15 protein-coding genes are annotated in these 18,431 nt (G+C 62.6%); 10 read left to right on the top strand and 5 right to left on the bottom strand.

Translation table 11 applies throughout. The features are described 5' to 3' along the window. Positions 1–34 precede the first annotated feature (34 nt). Both HGP13_RS23730 and HGP13_RS23725 read left to right on the top strand, forming a co-directional pair. A complete protein-coding gene (locus tag HGP13_RS23730; RefSeq protein ID WP_172229505.1) occupies positions 35–1,213 on the top strand; it encodes a M24 family metallopeptidase in 1,179 nt (392 codons plus the stop codon). Next, entirely contained in the window at positions 1,200–2,438 is a 1,239-nt protein-coding gene (locus HGP13_RS23725; protein WP_172229504.1) for a M20 family metallopeptidase, read from the top strand. Before HGP13_RS23730 ends, HGP13_RS23725 begins: the two co-directional genes overlap by 14 nt. Before the next feature lie 61 nt (positions 2,439–2,499). Here HGP13_RS23725 and HGP13_RS23720 read toward each other — a convergent pair whose 3' ends face one another. Further along, complete coding sequence (locus HGP13_RS23720; RefSeq protein WP_172229503.1) at positions 2,500–3,804, bottom strand: M23 family metallopeptidase; 1,305 nt, start codon at positions 3,802–3,804, stop codon at positions 2,500–2,502. A gap of 307 nt (positions 3,805–4,111) precedes the next feature. Here HGP13_RS23720 and HGP13_RS23715 point away from each other — a divergent pair, with 307 nt between their 5' ends. After that, positions 4,112–5,107 (top strand): sterol desaturase family protein, encoded by a 996-nt coding sequence (locus HGP13_RS23715; RefSeq protein ID WP_172234822.1) that lies wholly within the window; start codon positions 4,112–4,114, stop codon positions 5,105–5,107. After that, positions 5,104–6,252: a GNAT family N-acetyltransferase gene (locus HGP13_RS23710; RefSeq protein ID WP_172229502.1), complete on the top strand. Its 1,149-nt coding sequence runs from the start codon at positions 5,104–5,106 to the stop codon at positions 6,250–6,252. The genes HGP13_RS23715 and HGP13_RS23710 overlap by 4 nt, the downstream gene beginning before the upstream one ends. 24 nt (positions 6,253–6,276) lie before the next feature. On the opposite strand, the gene HGP13_RS23705 is transcribed toward HGP13_RS23710, so the two are convergent. Next, on the bottom strand, positions 6,277–6,744 hold the full coding sequence (locus HGP13_RS23705; RefSeq protein ID WP_172229501.1) for a peroxiredoxin: 468 nt from the start codon (positions 6,742–6,744) through the stop codon (positions 6,277–6,279). 96 nt (positions 6,745–6,840) lie between these two features. Between HGP13_RS23705 and HGP13_RS23700 the strand changes: the two genes are divergently transcribed. Next, positions 6,841–10,221: a DUF3971 domain-containing protein gene (locus HGP13_RS23700; RefSeq protein ID WP_172229500.1), complete on the top strand. Its 3,381-nt coding sequence runs from the start codon at positions 6,841–6,843 to the stop codon at positions 10,219–10,221. 6 nt (positions 10,222–10,227) lie between these two features. Here HGP13_RS23700 and tyrS read toward each other — a convergent pair whose 3' ends face one another. Next, positions 10,228–11,481, bottom strand: a complete 1,254-nt coding sequence (gene tyrS, locus HGP13_RS23695; protein WP_172229498.1) for a tyrosine--tRNA ligase — start codon at positions 11,479–11,481, stop codon at positions 10,228–10,230. A gap of 425 nt (positions 11,482–11,906) precedes the next feature. Between tyrS and HGP13_RS23690 the strand changes: the two genes are divergently transcribed. The 4 genes from HGP13_RS23690 to HGP13_RS23675 are packed head-to-tail and all read left to right on the top strand — an operon-like array spanning position 11,907 to position 15,515. Continuing rightward, the gene (locus tag HGP13_RS23690) at positions 11,907–12,641 is read left to right on the top strand and encodes a glycosyltransferase family 2 protein (RefSeq protein WP_172229496.1); all 735 of its coding nucleotides are present in this window, start codon (positions 11,907–11,909) and stop codon (positions 12,639–12,641) included. Then, positions 12,634–12,969: a lipid-A-disaccharide synthase N-terminal domain-containing protein gene (locus HGP13_RS23685; protein WP_027028626.1), complete on the top strand. Its 336-nt coding sequence runs from the start codon at positions 12,634–12,636 to the stop codon at positions 12,967–12,969. Before HGP13_RS23690 ends, HGP13_RS23685 begins: the two co-directional genes overlap by 8 nt. Before the next feature lie 35 nt (positions 12,970–13,004). After that, positions 13,005–14,654, top strand: coding sequence for a glycosyltransferase family 39 protein (locus HGP13_RS23680; RefSeq protein WP_172229494.1), 1,650 nt, complete (start codon positions 13,005–13,007; stop codon positions 14,652–14,654). Between the two features lie 45 nt (positions 14,655–14,699). Further along, on the top strand, positions 14,700–15,515 hold the full coding sequence (locus tag HGP13_RS23675) for a phosphatase PAP2 family protein (protein WP_172229492.1): 816 nt from the start codon (positions 14,700–14,702) through the stop codon (positions 15,513–15,515). Positions 15,516–15,526: 11 nt separating this feature from the next. Here HGP13_RS23675 and HGP13_RS23670 read toward each other — a convergent pair whose 3' ends face one another. Together HGP13_RS23670 and HGP13_RS23665 are read right to left on the bottom strand one after the other, a co-directional pair. Then, positions 15,527–16,177 carry an FMN-binding negative transcriptional regulator gene (locus HGP13_RS23670; RefSeq protein ID WP_172229490.1) on the bottom strand — a complete coding sequence of 217 codons (651 nt, stop codon included), beginning with the start codon at positions 16,175–16,177 and terminating at the stop codon, positions 15,527–15,529. 22 nt (positions 16,178–16,199) lie between these two features. Further along, on the bottom strand, positions 16,200–16,874 hold the full coding sequence (locus HGP13_RS23665) for an alpha/beta hydrolase (protein ID WP_013895905.1): 675 nt from the start codon (positions 16,872–16,874) through the stop codon (positions 16,200–16,202). A 238-nt stretch (positions 16,875–17,112) separates the two neighbouring features. Between HGP13_RS23665 and HGP13_RS23660 the strand changes: the two genes are divergently transcribed. Beyond that, positions 17,113–18,291: a cysteine desulfurase family protein gene (locus HGP13_RS23660; protein WP_172234821.1), complete on the top strand. Its 1,179-nt coding sequence runs from the start codon at positions 17,113–17,115 to the stop codon at positions 18,289–18,291. The last annotated feature ends 140 nt before the right edge of the window (positions 18,292–18,431 follow it).

Below are 18,431 nucleotides of genomic sequence, written 5' to 3'. Positions count from 1 at the left end.
GCCTCGCAACCGTTGACCACAGCATGGAGTGGAGATGATCGAACTGCCGTTTGCCCGCGACGAATACCAGCAGCGGCTTCGAAAAATCCGCGCCGAGATGGCGAAGCGCGGTCTCGAGCTCCTTATCGTCAACGACGTTGCCAACCAGCATTACACCACCGGCTATGATGGTTGGTCGTTCTACACACCGCAGGTGGTGTTGGTGCCCATAGAGGAGATCGAGCCGGTCTGGATCGGGCGCGCTATGGATGCGGCTGGCGGTCTGCTGACGGCTTGGATGGAGCCAGAAAACGTGGTTGGCTTTCCGGAGGATCATGTTCAGCGGGCCGATCGTCACCCCATGGACTGGATCGCCAGCTGGATCGTCGCCAAGGGCTGGGGTACCAGACATATCGGCATCGAGCTCGAAGCCTATTATTTCTCGCCGAAAGCGCATGCCCGGCTTGTCGCCGGACTTCCCAATGCGAAATGGCACGATGCCGATCTCCTGGTGAACTGGATCCGTGCGGTCAAATCCGCGCCCGAGATCGCCTATTTGCGCAAGGCGTCGACCTTGGCCGAGGCCGCTGTTACGCGGGCCTTCGAGGTGATCGCGCCCGGTGTGCGCGAATGCGATGCCATCGCCACCATCCAGGCGGCGCAGATCGCCGGCAGCCCGGACTTCGCCGGTGACATCACGGCTCTTCCTCCGACGATCCTCGGCGGTGAGAATGCCTCGGCCCCGCACATCATGTGGAGCGACCGTCGGTTCGGAGACGACGAGACGATTGCGCTGGAACTCGCCGGCGTCTGCCGCCGCTATGCCGCCGGACTGGCAAGAACGATGCAGCTCGGCAAGACGCCGACGCGTGTCGCGGACACGGCAAAGGCAGTGATCGAGGGCATGGACGCGGTGCTCGATGCGGTGAGGCCGGGAACGACTGCCGAAGCGGTCGAGGGCGCATGGCGCAAGGTCATTCAGCGCTACGGACTGAAGAAAGAATCGCGCATCGGCTATTCCATCGGCGTCGCCTATCCGCCGGATTGGGGCGAACACACGATCAGCCTGCGGCCCGGCGACAAGACGGCGCTTCAGTCAGGCAATGTCGTTCATTCCATCCTCGGCATGTGGATGGACGGCTGGGGCATCGAGATCAGCGAGACCATTCTGGTGACCGAAACCGGCCATGAGACGCTGACCAAGTTCCCGCGAGAGATCCATGTCAAATCTTGAGGCTTCGGCCATGGCAGCTGGCGCTAAAGGTACCGGTGCAGTCGATATCGACGCCGGCATCCTCGACCGGATGATCGAGATCCGCCGCCATTTGCACCGCAATCCGGAACTGTCGAACCGCGAAGCCAACACGCAGAATTATCTCAGGCAGATGCTGACCGGCGAGGGGATATCGGACATTCGCGACGTCGCGGGTTTTGGCCTGGCCGTCGATATTGTCGGCACCGGCAAGCCGTCGAACCGAAAGATTGCCATTCGGGCCGACATCGATGCCTTGCCGATCGAGGAAGAGTCCGGTGTCGACTATGCGTCGACCAATCCCGGCGTGATGCATGCGTGCGGTCACGACGCCCACGCATCGATGGGCTTCGCGGTCGCCGCGCATCTCCATCGATCAAGGGCCGATTTTGGCGGAACCGTTCGCCTCATCTTCCAGCCGGCCGAGGAGGATTCGCCATCGGGCGGCAAACGTGTGGTGGAAGAGGGGCTGCTCGACGATATCGACGCCGCGATCTGCCTTCACGTCGATCCCTATACGCCATCCGGCAAGATCGCGGTCCGTTCGGGCCCCTACACGCTGGCGTGCGATACGTTCGATGCAATCGTCATCGGCGAAGCCGCGCACGCGGCAAAACCCTATGAGGGTGTCGATGCGATTGCCGTGGCCTGCTCCATGGTCGGCGAACTGCAGAAGATCGTCTCGCGCGAGATCGACCCTTACGACCCCTTGGTCATTTCAGTCACCGGCATCAATGGTGGCAACGCCTACAATGTCATCGCCGGCAAGGTCGCCTTGAAAGGCACCATCCGCAGCGGCAGCGACGCGACCCGCGAGCGGGCCTGGCGCCGCGTTCGCGAAATCCTGGAAGGCATGGCGGCAAGCCACGGCGCCCGTGTGGATATCGCCATCCACAAGGGTGAACCGGGGGTCGTCAACGACGGCGAGATGGCCGAGCTCATTGCCGCCAGCGGCAGGGCCTGTATCGGCGCCGACAATGTTCTCAACACGCCCGGATGGACGATCGCGGACGACTTTGGCTACTTCAGCGAGAAGCGTCCGTCGGTCTATTTTCGGCTCGGAATCCGCAACGAGGCGGTCGGATCGGTCTTTCCGCTCCACCATCCCAGGTTTCGTGTCGATGAGGCGGCCTTGAAAGTCGGTGCGGCCACGCTGGTTGCTGCGGCGACCAGATTTCTATCGGCGCAACCGGAAAATACCGACTGACGGGCGCAGGACGATCAACGCCGGAAACTGTCCGGCGGTCAACCGTCAGTGCCTGCGCGCCTCAGAGATACTGGGCGACCTTCTTGCCGACGGTGAGGAAGCGCAGGGGGTCGATCGCTTCGCCATTGTGGCGCACCTCATAATGCAGATGCGGGCCGGTCGAGCGGCCGCTGCTGCCGGTCTTGCCGATGACGGCGCCCGCACCCAGCTTCTCGCCCACGGTCACGTCGATCTCACTCAAATGTCCGTAGCGGGTTGCAAAACCATTGCCGTGGTCAACCTCCACCATGCGGCCATAGCCGCCATTCCAGCCAGCCTTGGTGACAACGCCGGGCGCCGTGACCTTTGCGTCCATGCCGATAGGCGCCCTGAAGTCCATGCCCGAATGCAGTGCCGCGGTGCCGAGGATGGGATCGGTGCGCACACCGAACGGGCTGGTGACGGAGTGGCCGGGAGCCGGGTTGGCGAGCGGCAACTGGCGGGCTTCTTTCTTGAGATGGTCAAGCGTATCCAGCGCCTCGTCCAGTTCCTTGACCTTGCTGTCGAACATCATCGAGCTGTCGAGCGGGATCAGCGGGCCGCCGACATCGCTTTCGTTCTTGCCGAAATCGCTGTCGACCGGCAGGCCCGCGGCCTGGAGCGCCTGGGTGATAGCGTCGGCGCTCTTATAGGCATTGTCCGCCAACGTGCTGATGCGGGTGAGCTGTTCGTTCTCGATGGATTTCAGCGACTGGTTGATCGACACGAACAGCCTGTCGGCGCGATCGGCAGCGGAATCGCTGGGCAGCGGATCGGTGCGCGTTGACCATAGGGAAAATGGCCTGGTATCGGCGGCGCCAAGGTCGGCGCTCAGGCTGGCGACCGCGTAGTTCTGCGCCGGCTGGCTGATGCTGCCGGTCACCTCGGCGTGCTTGTTCGGCTTGGCAGCCGCTGCCGGATCTTCGGTGGGAGTCGTTCCGACGTCATTCTCGGCGCGCTCGAGCAACGGGCCGAGACGGCCGTGACGCTGGCTGAGTTGTGTCTGGCGTTCAAGCAGTTCGCTGACCTTGGTTTCCATCAATTGCTGGTCGAGCAGCTGGCGGCTGGTGATGCGGTCTACCTGGGCACGAAGTGCCGAAATGCGGTCTTCGTAGGCCTGCTGCATCCGCGCCTGCCGCGCGGTGGTGGCGCCGATCAGGTCGTCGCGCAAAACGAGATAGGACGTGGCCATGAGGTAACCGATGGCAATGGCGGCGAGTGCTGAACCGATGAATGCCGCGAGCCATGGCCGGATCGTGAAATGCCTGATCTCGTTACCGCGGGCGATGATGACGGTGTGGGGCTCCTTGCGCCTGCCGAAGACTGCGGACTGACCGGTTGCGTTCACGGGACCAAGCTTTCGTTTACGACACCACGACTGCTTGATTACACATTATTAGGGTTAACAAAGGCTTGCCGGATCGATTGCGCGGCACCGAATGCACGTGGCGCGGGCAAGAGGTTGCATGAAAACGGCCATCGGCGGCATCGATCGTGCCGCCACGTCATTGGCGATGGGCACCAAGTTGCTGCCCGCAGAACGTCCTGTCGCTCGCGGCTCAAGGTCTAGGGTTCCTTAACTGTCTTCAATTGCTTTTAATTGACGGTTTTCGATTAAAAGCGTGCCTGGGGTGGGATTCATCATGGCAGCAGGAATGCTGAGCGATCTGGTTGGCAAGGTCCTCGACAAGCTGTCGGGCACCAGTCTTCTGGCGACCGGGCTCTTGCTGCTGACTGCCTTTGTCAGCGCGCTCGTGGCCTATTGGCGCACGGTCGAAGAGAAGAGCTGGAAGGAATTTTTCGAGTTCGTCATTCCGCACGAGGTCATCACGCATCCCTCGGCGAAGGCCGACCTGATGTTCTGGGTGACGAAGAAGGCGCTGATGCCCTTCCTCATGCTGCCCGCCGGAATTGTCTTCGTGTCGGCGGTGGGCTACGGCACCAATTGGCTGTTTTCGACACTGTTCCAGTTCCAGCCGCCGCTGATCGAGGGACCGGCAGGGCCGCTGACGGTGCTGATCTTCACCATCACCATGCTGCTGGCCTACGACATTTCCTATTATCTCTATCACGTTGCCCAGCATCGCTATCCCGTGCTTTGGGAATTGCACAAGGTGCATCACTCGGCCGAGGTGATGGTCGGGATCACCAAGGACCGGGTCCATCCGCTCGACGAACTGATGAATCGAGCCTGGGACGGCGTCATCGTCGGCTTCTGCTTCGGCGTCTGGTCGCTGATTTCGCTGAACCTCGTCGAACTGACCGTCTTTGGCGTCAACGTCTACGTCATGCGCAACATCCTGATGATGGATTTCGTCAGGCACACGCATTTCAAGATCTCGTTCGGCCTGCTCAACAATTTGATCCTGTGTCCTCATTGGCACCAGCTGCATCACAGCACCGATCCACGCCACTACGACAAGAATTTCGGCCTGCTGTTCTCGTTCTGGGACCGGCTCTTTGGAACATTGTGTGTGCCGAAGCCCGGAGAGGACTTCAAGTTCGGGTTGGTCGACCGCGACGTGCGCGACTACCAGTCGCTGGCCGGCCTCTATGTCATGCCGCTGAAGCGGATGTGGGGGCACATTGCCAAGCGCATACGGCCTGGAAAGCCAAGGGTCTCGCGATCATCGGAAGGGACACGGCCATGAACGCTCCCTTCGTGCTCGCCATCCCACGCACACGCACCTTCGAAGTCGTGACATCGGCGGCCCGCCTGGCCGAGATCGCACCAGCATGGTGCACGCTCTGGCAGCGAGCCGGCGGGCTTGTCTTCCAGCACCCCGCCTGGACCGCGGCCTGGTGGCTCACCACCCCGCATCAGCAGCGGCGAACGCTCAGGATCGGGCTTGCCTGGAATGGCGACAGGCTCGAGGGCGTGATCGCGCTCGCTACCTTCAAGCGCTCCGGCATCCGCATACTCGAATGGGCGGCGAAGGATCACAGCGACTATGGCGATGCGCTGGTTGCCCCCGACAGCGATCCGCTGGCGATCTCCCGCCTCTGGCAGTACATTTTTGATCAGGGCGGCTTCGACCTCATCTATCTCAACCGTCTGCTGCCGGATGCCGGTGTTCATGCCCTTCTGGACCCGGCCTCGCGCCATGGCACGGCGCTTCGGCCCAACCACCGCACTGAAATCAGCTACCGTGTCGCGGGTCCCTGGCAAAGCGGGGCGGAGTGGTTCGAGACGCTGTCCAAGAAGGCACGGCAGAACTACCGTCGTGGCCGCAAGTTCATGGAGGAAGGCGGCACATTGCGTTTCCGCTTGCTCGATGCGGACGAGCCGCGCGAGCCGGTGCTCGCACGGGTCGCGGCGCTAAAGCGCATCTGGCTCGTCAGGCATGGCCGCGTTTCGGACCTGTTCGACAAGGACTCGCCGGTTCTCGCCGCGCTTATTTCGGTGCTGGCAGAACTCGGGCTGTTGCGCATCTTCGTGCTGGAACTTGACGACACGATCGTCGCGGTCTCGATCAATTTCGAGCAGCACGGCACGATGATGGCTTTCATCACCACCTATGATCCCGAATACGAGCGCGCCTCGCCGGGTATGGTGCTGATGATGGACTATATCCAGTGGTCGCTCGACCGTGGCCTGGCCAAAGTCGATTTTCTCTGCGGCGGCGAGGATTTCAAGCGGCGCTTCGCCACACAATCCGTCACGCTGTCGTCGATGATCGGCGCGCGTGGCCTGCGCGGTCATCTTGCCGCGCTGGCCGATCGGGTGAGCCATGTTGCGAAGTCCTGGCGAGCGCGGCGGCCACCGAAGCCGAAGGCAGAAGCACCCGACGAGTAGGACGGTTCGTGTGGGTCTTCGCGCTTAAAGCGCGCGAACGGCCTCCAGGACCTCTTCCGCATGGCCCTTGACCCGGACCTTGCGCCAAATCCTGGCGATCCGCCCGTCACGGCCGATCAGGAATGTCGCCCGCTCGACGCCCATGTATTTGCGGCCATACATCGATTTCTCGACCCACAGATGGTAGGCCTCGATCACCTTGCGCTCCTCGTCGGCGGCGAGGTCGATGGTGAGGCTGTATTTCGATTTGAACTTGTCGTGCTTCTTGACGTTGTCGGGTGACAGACCGATCACGACGGCGCCGGCCTTCTCGAATTCGGGTTTCAGCTGTGAAAAGCTGATTGCCTCTTGCGTACAGCTCGTCGTGTCGTCCTGCGGATAGAAGTAGAGGACGACGGGTTTGCCGGACGAGGACGAAAGGCTTAGAGACCCACCCCCATCCCGGGGCAGGTCGAACTGCGGTGCGAGATCGCCCACGTCGAGGTCAGCCATATCGATGCCCTTGTTTGAGGTTACGCGCGAAGCCACACCGATATAGTGTCGACCGGGGATTCGTCCACGAGCGAATTTTGTACAACGGAAGATTGCGTGGATCAGGAGCAACCGCAGCACGAGAAGATCCGGTTCAGGCGTGACGAGATCACCGACCTGGGGACGTTGCCGTCCGCGTGCCGCGTTCCACCGCTCGGTCAGGCGTCGATCGGCCGCGGCTTTCGCATGCTTTCGCGCGTGTTTGCCGGCATGGTCGCGTTCATCCTGCTGGCCGCGGTCGTTGTCTATCTGGTCGGGGCATCCGGGATCGGCTCCGAGCGGCTTCGGGCCGAAGCCGAAACCGCAATCGAGAAACTCGCCGGCGTCGACGTCCATGTCGCGGTCGGGCCGGCGCGGATAACGCTCGACAGTTCGAGCTTCGTCGCGCTCCAGGTGAGTGATGTCAGCCTGAAGACATCTGATGACAAGCCGATGGCCGATGCCGGCCGCGTGCGCTTCGGCATGCGCCTGATACCGCTGCTTTGGGGAGAGGTGCGGCTGACCAGTGCCAGGATCTCGGATGCCCATATCGTTGTGGCGGCGATGCCCGCTGGCGGCGACTGGACGGCGCAATTGCGCAATGAGGACGGCCTCGTCGATCCGGAGAAACTGTCCGACGCGGTGTTCGGCAACATTCATCGCGCGCTGGACGCCGTGCGAGAAGATTCGCTGCGCCGGATCGAACTCAGCAATGTCGAATTCGTGCTGCCCGACACCGGGGCGATCAAACGGCTCAAGATCGCCGACGCTACCGTCGCACAGTCGGGGCCAGGCGGCATGGCGTTTTCCTCCGAGGCGGATGTCGATGGCAGAAAGGTCAGCGTTGCCGCCTCCGCCACCCGCGATATCGCGGCGCACCGCGTCACGGCGCTGAATGCAAGCATCGATCTGGCGGCTGCCGATAGCTCCACGACCGACGCCGGGAAGCTGGGGGCCGTCGCGCTGAAACTGACAGGATCGGAAGGAGCCGGCGCCACGGCATCACGGCTGACGGCCGCCCTGTCGTCGACAGGTTCCGTGCTCGATCTTGGTCCTCGCGGGCTGCTCCCGGCCGACGTCGATGTCGATGCCACGCTTATCGATGGCAGCAACAAGATCCAGGTGGACAAGCTGTTGCTGAAAACCGGCAGGTCTTCTTTCAATTTCGGCGGCTCGATAGGGCCAAAGCCCGCGACCGGGGCGGCAGGCGAAGAACCCTCCTATCGTTACGACCTGACCAGCGACGATTCGACCCTGGCGCCATCGGAATCGCCCGAGCCCGCGCTGACCTTCCTCGCGCGCATCGCCGGTGTCTATCAAATCAAGAGCCACAAATTGGTGGTCGAGCAGATCGCGGTTCGGTCCGACGCTCCCGGCGAGGTGCTCGGCACTGCGGCCGTCACGTTCGTTGACGGCAAGGCTCCTGGGATCAATCTGGCGCTCAACGTCCATGACATGCCGGTCTCGTACGTCAAGCAGCTGTGGCCGTGGTTTTCGGCGCGCAATGCGCGACTCTGGGTGCTGAACAACCTGTTCGGCGGCCGCGTCGTCGATGGCAATCTTCAGTTCCAGGTCGTGTCCGATCGCCTCGGCAACGGCGTGCCGCTTGCGGCCGACGAGGTGTTCGGCCGCTTCCAGATCGAAGGGGCGCGTTTTGACACTGCCGGCCGCATTCCGCCGATACGCGACGCGGTCGGCGTCGTCGCCTTCCACGGCAATGACGTCGATGTTTCGCTCTCCTCGGGCACCGTCTTCATGCCCAGCGGCCGTACCGTGGCGGCCAGCAACGGCACGCTGGCGGTCAAGGCGGCGAACCGCCCGCCGGTCATCGGCGCACTCGACATCGACGTCGAGGGGGAGGCGCCGGCTGTTGCGGAACTCGCCTCCTACGAACCGATCAATGCCATGCGCCATGTCGGCTTCCTGCCGGAGGATCTGTCCGGCAACGTTACCGGTCATGTCCGGGCTGACATTCCGTTGCAGTCCGGCGTCGACACCTCGAAACTCGACTGGCTGGTGTCGCTCGACTACACCGGCCTTTCGCTGGCCAAGCCGTTCGATGGCCAGACCGTGACCGATGCCGACGGCTCGATCACGGTTGATCCCGAAAAGGCATTGATTTCCGCCAAGGCATCGCTGAACGGCATTCCTGCCGAACTCGATCTTGTCGAGCCGCTGGCGGATGATGGGCCGCCGCGCAGCCGCAAGGTGGCGCTGGTGCTCGACGACAAGATCCGTGCCGCCGCCATGCCCGGCCTGACGCCGCTGCTGGGCGGAACGGTGAAGGTCGCGATCGACAAGAGCGGCAGCGGCAATCAGAACGTCTCGGCCGACCTGACCAATGCCAGGCTGGACATTCCCTGGGCTGGTTGGAGCAAGGGGGCAGGGGTTCCGGCCAACGTCACCTTCGTCATGACCAAGGCCGGCGACACCACGACGCTGTCCGATTTCAACCTCGACGGAAAGACATTCTCCATCGAGGGCGGCATCGTGCTGGTCAACGGCGCCCTGTCGTCGGCCAAGTTCAGCAAGGTCACGTTGAACCGGGGTGACGATGTCGCGATTTCGGTGAAGCGGTCGGGCAAGGGCTATGCGGTCGACATCAATGGCAACGCGCTCGACGCCCGTTCGCTCATCAAGCAGTTCACATCCGATGTGGACACCGCAACCAAGACGACCGGAACAGACAATATTTCCGTCAGCGCCGATGTCGAACAGCTCACCGGCTTCCACGACGAGCAACTGTCCAACCTGAAGCTCGATTACAGCGCTGCCGGTTCCAGGGTGAACGGACTGAAGGTTAGCGCCACGGCAAGTTCGGGCGCGGCCATCACCATCAGCAACACCACCGGCGGTGGCCAGCGCTCACTTAACGTGCAGTCCGCGGACGCCGGCGCCATATTGAGGTTCCTGAACGTCTACGAGCACATGGAAGGCGGCGCGATCACGCTAGCCTTGTCAGGAACCAGCGACGGGCCGATGAAGGGTAAGGTCGACACCAGCAATTTCTTCATCGTCAACGAACCGAAACTCGCCTCCATCGTCTCGACCACGCCGGCCGGCGACAACCGCAGCCTCAACCAGGCGGTCAAGGGCAATCTCGATACGTCGCGGGTGAAGTTCGAGCGCGGCTATGCGGAGATCGAGAAAGGCAGCGGCTACCTGAAGCTGACCAATGGCGTGCTGCGCGGTCCGCGCATCGGCACGACGTTCCAGGGCATCCTCTATGACCAGAACAACAATATGGACATGACCGGCACTTTCATGCCGGTCTATGGCCTCAACCGCATCTTCGGCGAACTGCCCATCGTCGGCGCGTTGCTCGGCAATGGCCGCGACCGCGGCCTGATCGGCGTCACCTACCGGCTCAGGGGCAATGCCAACAAGCCGGTGCTCGACGTCAACCCGCTCTCGGTGATCGCACCGGGCATATTCAGGTCGATCTTCGAGTACCGGTGAATGGCCTCACGCCGGCCGCACCAGGACGTGCTTTTTCTTGCCCAATGAAAGCTTCACCACGTTTTCCGGACTCAAATCCTGAAGCGTGACCATGCGGCGGTCGTCGCTGACCGACTGGTCGTTGATGCGCACCGCACCACCCTGGATGTGCCGCCGCGCCTCGCCGTTGGACGATGCCAGCCCGGCCGTGACCAGCAGCGACAGGATGCCGACGCCGGCCTCCAGCGCGGCCTTGTCGGCCTCGACGGTCGGCAATGTCTCGGCCAGCGCGCCTTCCTCGAAGGTCTTTCGCGCGGTTTCCTCGGCCTGGTTTGCCGCGTCTCGACCGTGGACGATCGCCGTCGTCTCCGTGGCCAGGATCTTCTTGGCCTCGTTGATCTCGGAGCCGCCGAGTGCGGCCAGCCGCGCGATCTCATCGAGGGGCAGGCGGGTGAATATCTTCAGGAAGCGCTCGACATCTGCGTCCTCGGTGTTGCGCCAGTACTGCCAGAAATCATAGGGCGAGAAGAGGTCGCCGTTGAGCCAGACCGCACCCTTTGCCGACTTGCCCATCTTGGCGCCGGAGGATGTCGTGAGCAACGGTGTGGTCAGGGCGTAAAGCTGCGGCGTGCCCATGCGATGGCCGAGATCGACGCCGTTGATGATGTTGCCCCACTGGTCCGACCCGCCCATCTGCAGGCGGCAGTTCTGGCGCCGGGCAAGTTCGACGAAATCGTAGCCCTGCAGGATCATGTAGTTGAATTCGAGGAACGACAGCGACTGCTCGCGGTCGAGCCGCAATTTGACACTGTCGAAGGTCAGCATGCGATTGACCGAAAAATGCCGGCCGACGTCGCGCAGGAACTCGACATAGTTGAGCTTCATCAACCAGTCGGCATTGTTGACCATGATGGCGTCGTTCGGGCCGTCGCCGAACCGCAGGATGCGGCCGAAGATGCGCTTGATGCCTTCGATGTTGGTGGCGATCGCTTCCGGCGTCAAAAGGCTGCGCTGGTCGTCGCGGAAGGACGGATCGCCGATCATCGACGTGCCGCCGCCCATCAGCGCGATCGGCCGGTGTCCGGTCTCCTGCAGCCAGTAGAGCATGGTCGCGGAGATCAAATTACCGATATGCAGGCTGGTGGCGGTGGCGTCATAGCCGACATAGGCGGTGACCGTTTCCTTGGCGAAAAGCTGGTCGAGGCCGGTCTCATCCGAAATCTGGTGGATGAAGCCGCGCTCGCTCATCGTGCGCAGGAAATCGGATTTGAAGCCAGGCATATTTTGTTTCCCGAAAACGTCCGGCCGGTCTGATGCGGCCTATATGAAGGCGCGCGTTTAGCATCCAAGCGCGATCAGCAAAAGTGGAATCCGGTTTTGCGGCGAATCGCGCTTCAATCAGCAACTCGCGATCAGCAAAAGTGGAATCCGGTTTTGCGGCGGATCGCGCTTCAATCAGCAACTCGCGATCAGCAAAAGTGGAATCCGGTTTTGCGATGGATTGCCATGCGCCAAGGGTCACAAGATATCAGGGTGATCACCCGTTGTTGAAACGATGCGACGAGCCGTCCCGCACCAATGCTTGCTTCATCGTTTCGGCTGGCGTAATGAGGCGCCGCGCCAAAGGTTCTTGCAGCCCACGACCTCGAGCGGCACCGCACGGCATCCATTTAATGCCCCATCCGACGACAGAGCCCCGACGCGACATGCCGGACGCATTGATATCCATCGTCATTCCTTGCAGGAACGAGGCGGCAAACCTGCCGCTGCTGATCGACGAGATCGAGGCGGCGATGGCCGGGCGCGACTTCGAACTGATCATCGTCAATGACGGCTCGACCGATGAGACCGCTGCGGTGCTGGCCGAGCAGACAGCACTTCGTCCGTTCCCGGTGCGGGAATTGCGGCACCAGAAGTCAGCCGGCCAAAGCCTCTCCGTGCGTTCGGGCGCATGGGCTGCGCGCGGCGGCATCGTCGCCACGATCGACGGTGATGGCCAGAACGATCCGCAATACATTCCGGTCCTGGTCGATGCCTTGCGGCAGGCCGGGCCCGATTTCGGCGCCGCCCAGGGGCAGCGCCTCAAGCGCCGCGACAGCAAGGTCAAGCAGCTCGCTTCGCGCTTTGCCAACTGGCTGAGAAACGCCATCCTGCATGACGAGACGCGCGATACCGGCTGCGGCCTGAAGGCCGTCCACACCGATATCCTGCGCAAATTGCCGTTCTTCGACGGCACGCATCGTTTCGTCCCGGCCCTGGTCATTCAGGAAGGATATCGCGTCGTGCATTGCGACGTCGTCGACCGCTCGCGCCGCCACGGCAAGTCGAATTACGGCATCTTCGACCGCGGCCTGCAGGGCGCGCTCGATCTCTGCGGTGTCTGGTGGCTGCGCCGCAGGCGCCGCAGAATGCCAAAAGTAGAGGAAATCAAGCGTGGTTAACGTGCTTCAGGAATTGGGAACCTGGCTTCACCAGGTTTTTGTCAAGCAATTCGACGCGTGGATCCTGCTGGGGTTCATCGCCCAATTCTTCTTCACCATGCGTTTCGTCGTGCAGTGGCTGGCATCTGAAAAGGCCAAGCGCAGCGTCGTGCCCGTCGCCTTCTGGTTCTTTTCCCTGTTCGGCGGCGGCCTGCTGCTGATCTATGCCATCGTGCGTCAGGATCCGGTGTTCATCGCCGGCCAGGCCATGGGCATGTTCATCTATGTCAGAAATCTCTGGCTGATCGCCAATGAGCGCAAGGCGGCGGCGATGACCAAGGTCGATTGAGCGGCCCGTCAAGAAATGATCAGAGAGGTTCAAAAATGGCGTTGAACAGGAACTACATCCTTCTCTTCCTGTTCAGCCTGGTGATGACGCTTTCGGGGTTGGCATCCTTGCCGCCGATCGACCGCGACGAGTCGCGCTTCGTCCAGGCCACCAAGCAGATGGCGGAAAGCGGCGACTATGTCGATATCCGCTTTCAGGACGCCTCGCGCTACCAGAAGCCGGTCGGTATCTACTGGCTGCAATCCGCCGCCGTGACCCTGAGCGGCAAGGGCGCCGAAGCACCCATCTGGGTCTACCGCACGATTTCGGCGCTCGGCATCGCCATCGCGGTGCTGGCGATCGCCTGGACGGGGACCAATCTTTTCGGCGCCAATGCCGGCATCGCCGCCGGCCTGGTGATGGCCGCCATCTTCGCCACGGCCTTCGAGGGCCGCGACGCCAAGACCGATGCGATGCTGCTGGCCTGCTGCGTGGCGGCGCAAGGCGCGCTGGCGCAGATCTATCTGGCATCGCGCCGCAACAAGGCGGTCGCCGGCCATCTCTGGTGGATTTTCTGGATCGCGCAAGGGGCGGCCATCCTGATCAAGGGGCCGATCGCGCCGCTTTTGTCAGCGCTGACCATCGCGGCGCTGTTCGCCTTCGAGCGCGATGGGCGCTGGCTGTCGAAGCTCAGAGTCGGACGTGGCCTCCTGCTTGTCGTGGTGATCGCGCTGCCCTGGCTTGCCGCTATCACCTGGAAAAGCCATGGCGCTTTCCTGCAGCAAGCCGTCGGCAAGGACATGCTCGGCAAGGTCGCGTCGGGCGAGGAATCGCACGGCCTGCCGCCCGGCTTCTACATGCTGACCTATTCGCTGTTCATGTGGCCGTTCGGGCTGATCGCGGTCGGCGCTGGCCTGCAGGCCCTCAACCGCCTGCGCGACGATGTCAGGCTGCGCTTCTGCCTCGCCTGGTACATCCCGTTCTGGCTGGTGTTCGAACTGATCCCGACCAAGCTGCCGCATTATGTCCTGCCGGCCTATCCCGGTATGGCGCTGCTGATCGGCTGGCTGCTGACGTTGCAGACGGAGGATGCCAATGCACCGCTCAAGCGCTGGCAAACCTGGTTGTGGTGGTCGACTGCCTTCGGTCTGGCCGTGGTCAGCCTCGGCCTCGCGGCGGTCTGTATCGGGGCGCCGATCTACATCACACACACCTTCTCCTGGTGGAGCATTCCGGCGGCTGCCGCCGCGCTCGGCACCGGCTATTTCGCTTTTTCCCGGCACTTGCAGGTGCCGCTGCCCCGCATCGGCGCCACCGCTGCCTGTGCCGGCATCACCTATGCCTTGCTGTTTGGCGTCATCGCCCCGTCGCTGAAGCCGATCTGGCTGAGCCCGGCGATCAAGCAGGCAGTGCTTGCCAACAAGCCTTGCGACACGACGGTGCTGGCCTCGGCGCGGTATCAGGAACCGAGCCTGGTATTCCTGGTCGGCACCAAGACGGTTCTGACCGATGTCGGCGGCGTGGCGGAACATCTGCTTGCCGATCCAGTTTGCGCGTTGGGGCTGGCGCCGATCGAGGATGAACAGAAAATGAATGGCATGCTGTCGGTGCGCGGCAAGTCGGCGAACCGTGTCGCCGAGATCGACGGCCTCAACTATTCGTCGGGAGACAAACTGTCGCTCGGCCTCTATCGTGTAGCCCCATGACGGCTCGCCGATGCACATGACGGCAACAATGGGGTCGAATTCCCAATGCTCGTGAAACCGCGCCCTTCCGTTTTCGCCACGCTGCTTGCGGTTGGGCGCCGTTCCTTCGACAATTTTCGCGAGACGTTGCAGATCGTACGGCGGCGCTTTGCCGTTCGTCCGGCGCGTTACCCCAACATCGCATGGCCGGTTTGGGGGCTGGTCTGGGTGTTGTTGACGGCGGCGGCGTTCGTCCGCCTGGATACGCCGGCAGGCGTGCTGCATGGCCAATGGTCGGGGGCCAGATTCGCTGAATTCCTGACCCAGTTCGCTCTCGGTGGCTGGTACCTGATCCCATCAGCGCTTTGGCTCGTCGTGGCCAATCTGACCGATTGGCGAAGCCTTTCACGGCGATCGCTGATGCTGGTCTACAACTGGACTTGCCTGGCTTTTCTGGTGCTGAGCGCCGTCGGCCTGTCAGGCTTGCTGGTCAATGTCCTGAAATATGCGATCGGCCGGGCCCGCCCGCTCTACTTCCAGGATTTTGGCGTGCTCGCCCTGCATCCCTTCGCCTTTGACGCGCGCTTCGCCGGTTTTCCCTCAGGCCATGCCACGACGATGGGGGCGATCTTCGGCGTTCTCCTGCTTTTGTTCCCGAGGCGTTGGTATATCGCCTTGGTGATCACCGCCTATTTCGCCTCGACCAGGGTTTTCGTCGGCGCGCACTATCCGAGCGACACCGTCGCCGGCTTCGGCCTCGGCTGCGCCTTCGCGCTCGCCTGCGGACAGGTCTTTGCCCGGCTCGGCTTCATCTTCCGTCCGACGCCGTCAGGCTTGCCGGTCCGCAAGGCATCGTTCCGGCTGATTGCTCCGGAAAGATAGGTCGAGCCTGATTAATTGCTGTCCAGGCCACCATAGGACCGCACCAGGCGGACCATGTCGGATGAATTGGCAGTCTCGCTTTCAAGACCTTGCGCGACGCCAACGCGATCGGCGACGGGACGGTTCTGGCTGACCTTCCACTTGCCGTGGATCTCGCTGATTTCAATCTCCAGTCCGATGATGCCCTTGATCTGTGACTGGATGAAGGGTGGCGGCGCGTCGGTCACCGCCCAGGGGGCCTCGCGGGGGCCCTCCTGCGATAGGGTCAGGTCGGCGATCTGCTGCGCCAGCCAATCCTGGTCGTCGATCACTTTTGCCGTGCCGCGCACCTGCACGATGGCATAGTTCCAGGTCGGCACCACTTTGCCGGTCTCACGCTTGGTCTCGTACCAGGAGGGCGTCACATAGGCGTCGGCGCCCTGGAAGACGACAAGCACGGGCGATGACGGGTTTTCCGCAATAAGCTTCCATTGCGGGTTGGCCTTGGCCATGTGCGCGCGCAGCCTGCCGTTCGGCGACGCCTGGGCGTCGAGCAGGAACGGGATGGCGTTGGCTTCCGGCCCGTCGGGGCCGTTCGAGATCAGCATGCCGAGCGGATGCGACCGGATCAGTCCGTGCAGGACATCCGGCCGCGTTTCCTGGAAATGGGGAGGCTCGTACATCGGCGCTGGCGCCTTTCCCTGCTTATCTCAACCGCTTCGGCCGCGGATCGGACAATTCGCCCGCCAGCCGGCGATCGAGATAGTCGGAGCACTCCTCGATCAGCAGATCGGCGTCGTTGGCGAAAAAGTGGTTGGCGCCGGGCAAGGTCTTCTGCGTGATGGTGATGCCCTTCTGCGTGTGCAGCTTGTCGACCAGGCCTTGCACATCCTTCGGCGGCGCCACCTTGTCGGCATCGCCATGGATGATCAGGCCTGATGACGGGCAGGGCGCCAGGAACGAGAAATCATAGGTGTTGGGCTGCGGCGCGATCGAGATGAAGCCTTCGATCTCGGGCCGGCGCATCAAAAGCTGCATGCCGATCCACGAGCCAAAGGAGTAACCGGCGACCCAGCAGCTCTTGGAATCCGGATGCAGCGACTGCACCCAGTCGAGGGCGGCCGCCGCATCCGACAATTCGCCGGTGCCGTGGTCGAATTCGCCCTGGCTGCGGCCGATGCCGCGGAAATTGAAGCGCAGCGTGGTGAAATCGCGCTTCTGGAACATATAGAAGAGGTCGTAGACGATCTTGTTGTTCATCGTGCCGCCGAATTGCGGATGCGGATGCAACACGATGGCAATCGGCGCGCTCTTTTCCTTGGAAGGCTGGTACCGTCCCTCCAGGCGACCGGCCGGACCGGTGAAAATGACCTCAGGCATGAAATACTCCACTTACTATACGAATGCGCGGCGCCCGGAACGTGTCGTCCTCTGGCCTTGACGCAGGGCGAGCGTCTTCTTAGAAGCTAGTTTAGAACTATTCAAAACTGAGTGGCCTGACGTCGAGCCCGGCCACCCGCGCCGCAAGCCGCGTAAATAGGACGGCTCGCCTTGGAATTTCAAGGAAATAACGCCATACGACAACCGAATGGCGTCTGACGGGATCAACTGGACGAAAATGGCCGCAAAACGCGCCTATCTCGACTATAATGCCAGTGCGCCGCTGCTCCCAGCGGCACGCGAGGCTATGGTCGCGGCGCTTGATGTGGCCGCCAACCCGTCGTCGGTCCATGCCGAAGGCCGCGCCGCGCGGCGCCTGATCGAGACGGCAAGGCGCGAGGTTGCGGCGCTGGTGAATGCCAGGCCCGATCATGTCGTGTTCACCTCCGGTGCGACCGAGGCTGCGTCGACGCTGCTTTCACCCGACTGGCAGATGGGGCGCGGCGGTGTGCGCATGAGCCGGCTTTACGTCTGCGCGGCCGATCATCCCTGCCTGCTGAATGGCGGACGCTTTCCGGCAGCGCAGGTGACGCGCATCGGTGTCGATGCCAATGGCATTGCCGACCTTGCTGCTCTGGCGGCGGCGCTTGCCGGTCACGACAAGGCCGATGGCCTGCCGCTGGTGGCGATCCATGCCGCCAACAACGAGACCGGCGTCATCCAGCCGATCGATCGGATCGCCGAGATCGTCAAGGCCGCGGGCGGCATTCTTGTCGTCGACGCGGTTCAGGCCGGGGGCCGCATTTCGATCGATATGTCAGCGGGTTACGCCGACTATTTGATTCTGTCTTCGCACAAGATCGGTGGCCCCAAGGGTGTCGGCGCCATCGTCGCCGCGCCCGACCTGATGATGCCGAAGCCTCTGATCAATGGCGGCGGCCAGGAAAAGGGCCATCGCGGTGGCACGGAAAATCTCGCCGCCATTGCCGGTTTCGGCGCCGCCGCACGCGAGGCGCTGGCGGAACTGCCGGCGATCGATGCGGTGCGCGAGCGCCGCGACGCGATCGAGGCCATCGTGAAAATGCTGGTGCCGGAGGCGGAAATCTTTGGAACCGGCGCGCCAAGGCTTGCCAACACGACATTCTTCGCTATTGCGGGCGTCAAAGCCGAAACCGCGCAGATTGCCTTTGATCTAGCCGGCGTGGCGCTTTCGGCCGGCTCCGCCTGTTCGTCTGGCAAGGTCGGACCGAGCCATGTGCTGAAGGCCATGGGCTACGGCGACAGTCTCGGCGCCTTGCGCGTGTCGATCGGTTCGGCGACGGGTGCCGAGGACATCGAGTTGTTCCGCACGGCGCTGGCGGGCATTGCCGCACGGCAAGCCGCCAGGGAAAAGGCGGGTAGAGAAGAAGCCGCGTAGCGGTTGACGATTTTGGGCCTTTCGGCCTGGTAGAGCCGTGCGTTTCATGCTGGCCGGTGAATTTCCGGTCGAGATGCACTATATGGAACTTACGCTGCCGCGAGCGCCGCAAAGGCATTTATTTCGGTGGTGCCATAGTT

The organism is Mesorhizobium sp. NZP2077, assembly GCF_013170805.1.
GTDB lineage: Bacteria > Pseudomonadota > Alphaproteobacteria > Rhizobiales > Rhizobiaceae > Mesorhizobium.
The sequence above is the reverse complement of the archived record's forward strand: the minus strand, read 5'-3'. Positions and strand labels throughout refer to the sequence as shown.

Bases quoted from the DNA above. Each gene is read 5' to 3' on its own strand.
- HGP13_RS23730 (WP_172229505.1), top strand. From the start codon at position 35: ATGATCGAACTGCCGTTTGCCCGCGACGAATACCAGCAGCGGCTTCGA.
- HGP13_RS23725 (WP_172229504.1), top strand. From the start codon at position 1,200: ATGTCAAATCTTGAGGCTTCGGCCATGGCAGCTGGCGCTAAAGGTACC.
- HGP13_RS23715 (WP_172234822.1), top strand. From the start codon at position 4,112: ATGCTGAGCGATCTGGTTGGCAAGGTCCTCGACAAGCTGTCGGGCACC.
- HGP13_RS23710 (WP_172229502.1), top strand. From the start codon at position 5,104: ATGAACGCTCCCTTCGTGCTCGCCATCCCACGCACACGCACCTTCGAA.
- HGP13_RS23705 (WP_172229501.1), bottom strand. From the start codon at position 6,744: ATGGCTGACCTCGACGTGGGCGATCTCGCACCGCAGTTCGACCTGCCC.
- tyrS (WP_172229498.1), bottom strand. From the start codon at position 11,481: ATGCCTGGCTTCAAATCCGATTTCCTGCGCACGATGAGCGAGCGCGGC.
- HGP13_RS23690 (WP_172229496.1), top strand. From the start codon at position 11,907: ATGCCGGACGCATTGATATCCATCGTCATTCCTTGCAGGAACGAGGCG.
- HGP13_RS23680 (WP_172229494.1), top strand. From the start codon at position 13,005: ATGGCGTTGAACAGGAACTACATCCTTCTCTTCCTGTTCAGCCTGGTG.
- HGP13_RS23675 (WP_172229492.1), top strand. From the start codon at position 14,700: ATGCTCGTGAAACCGCGCCCTTCCGTTTTCGCCACGCTGCTTGCGGTT.
- HGP13_RS23670 (WP_172229490.1), bottom strand. From the start codon at position 16,177: ATGTACGAGCCTCCCCATTTCCAGGAAACGCGGCCGGATGTCCTGCAC.
- HGP13_RS23665 (WP_013895905.1), bottom strand. From the start codon at position 16,874: ATGCCTGAGGTCATTTTCACCGGTCCGGCCGGTCGCCTGGAGGGACGG.
- HGP13_RS23660 (WP_172234821.1), top strand. From the start codon at position 17,113: ATGGCCGCAAAACGCGCCTATCTCGACTATAATGCCAGTGCGCCGCTG.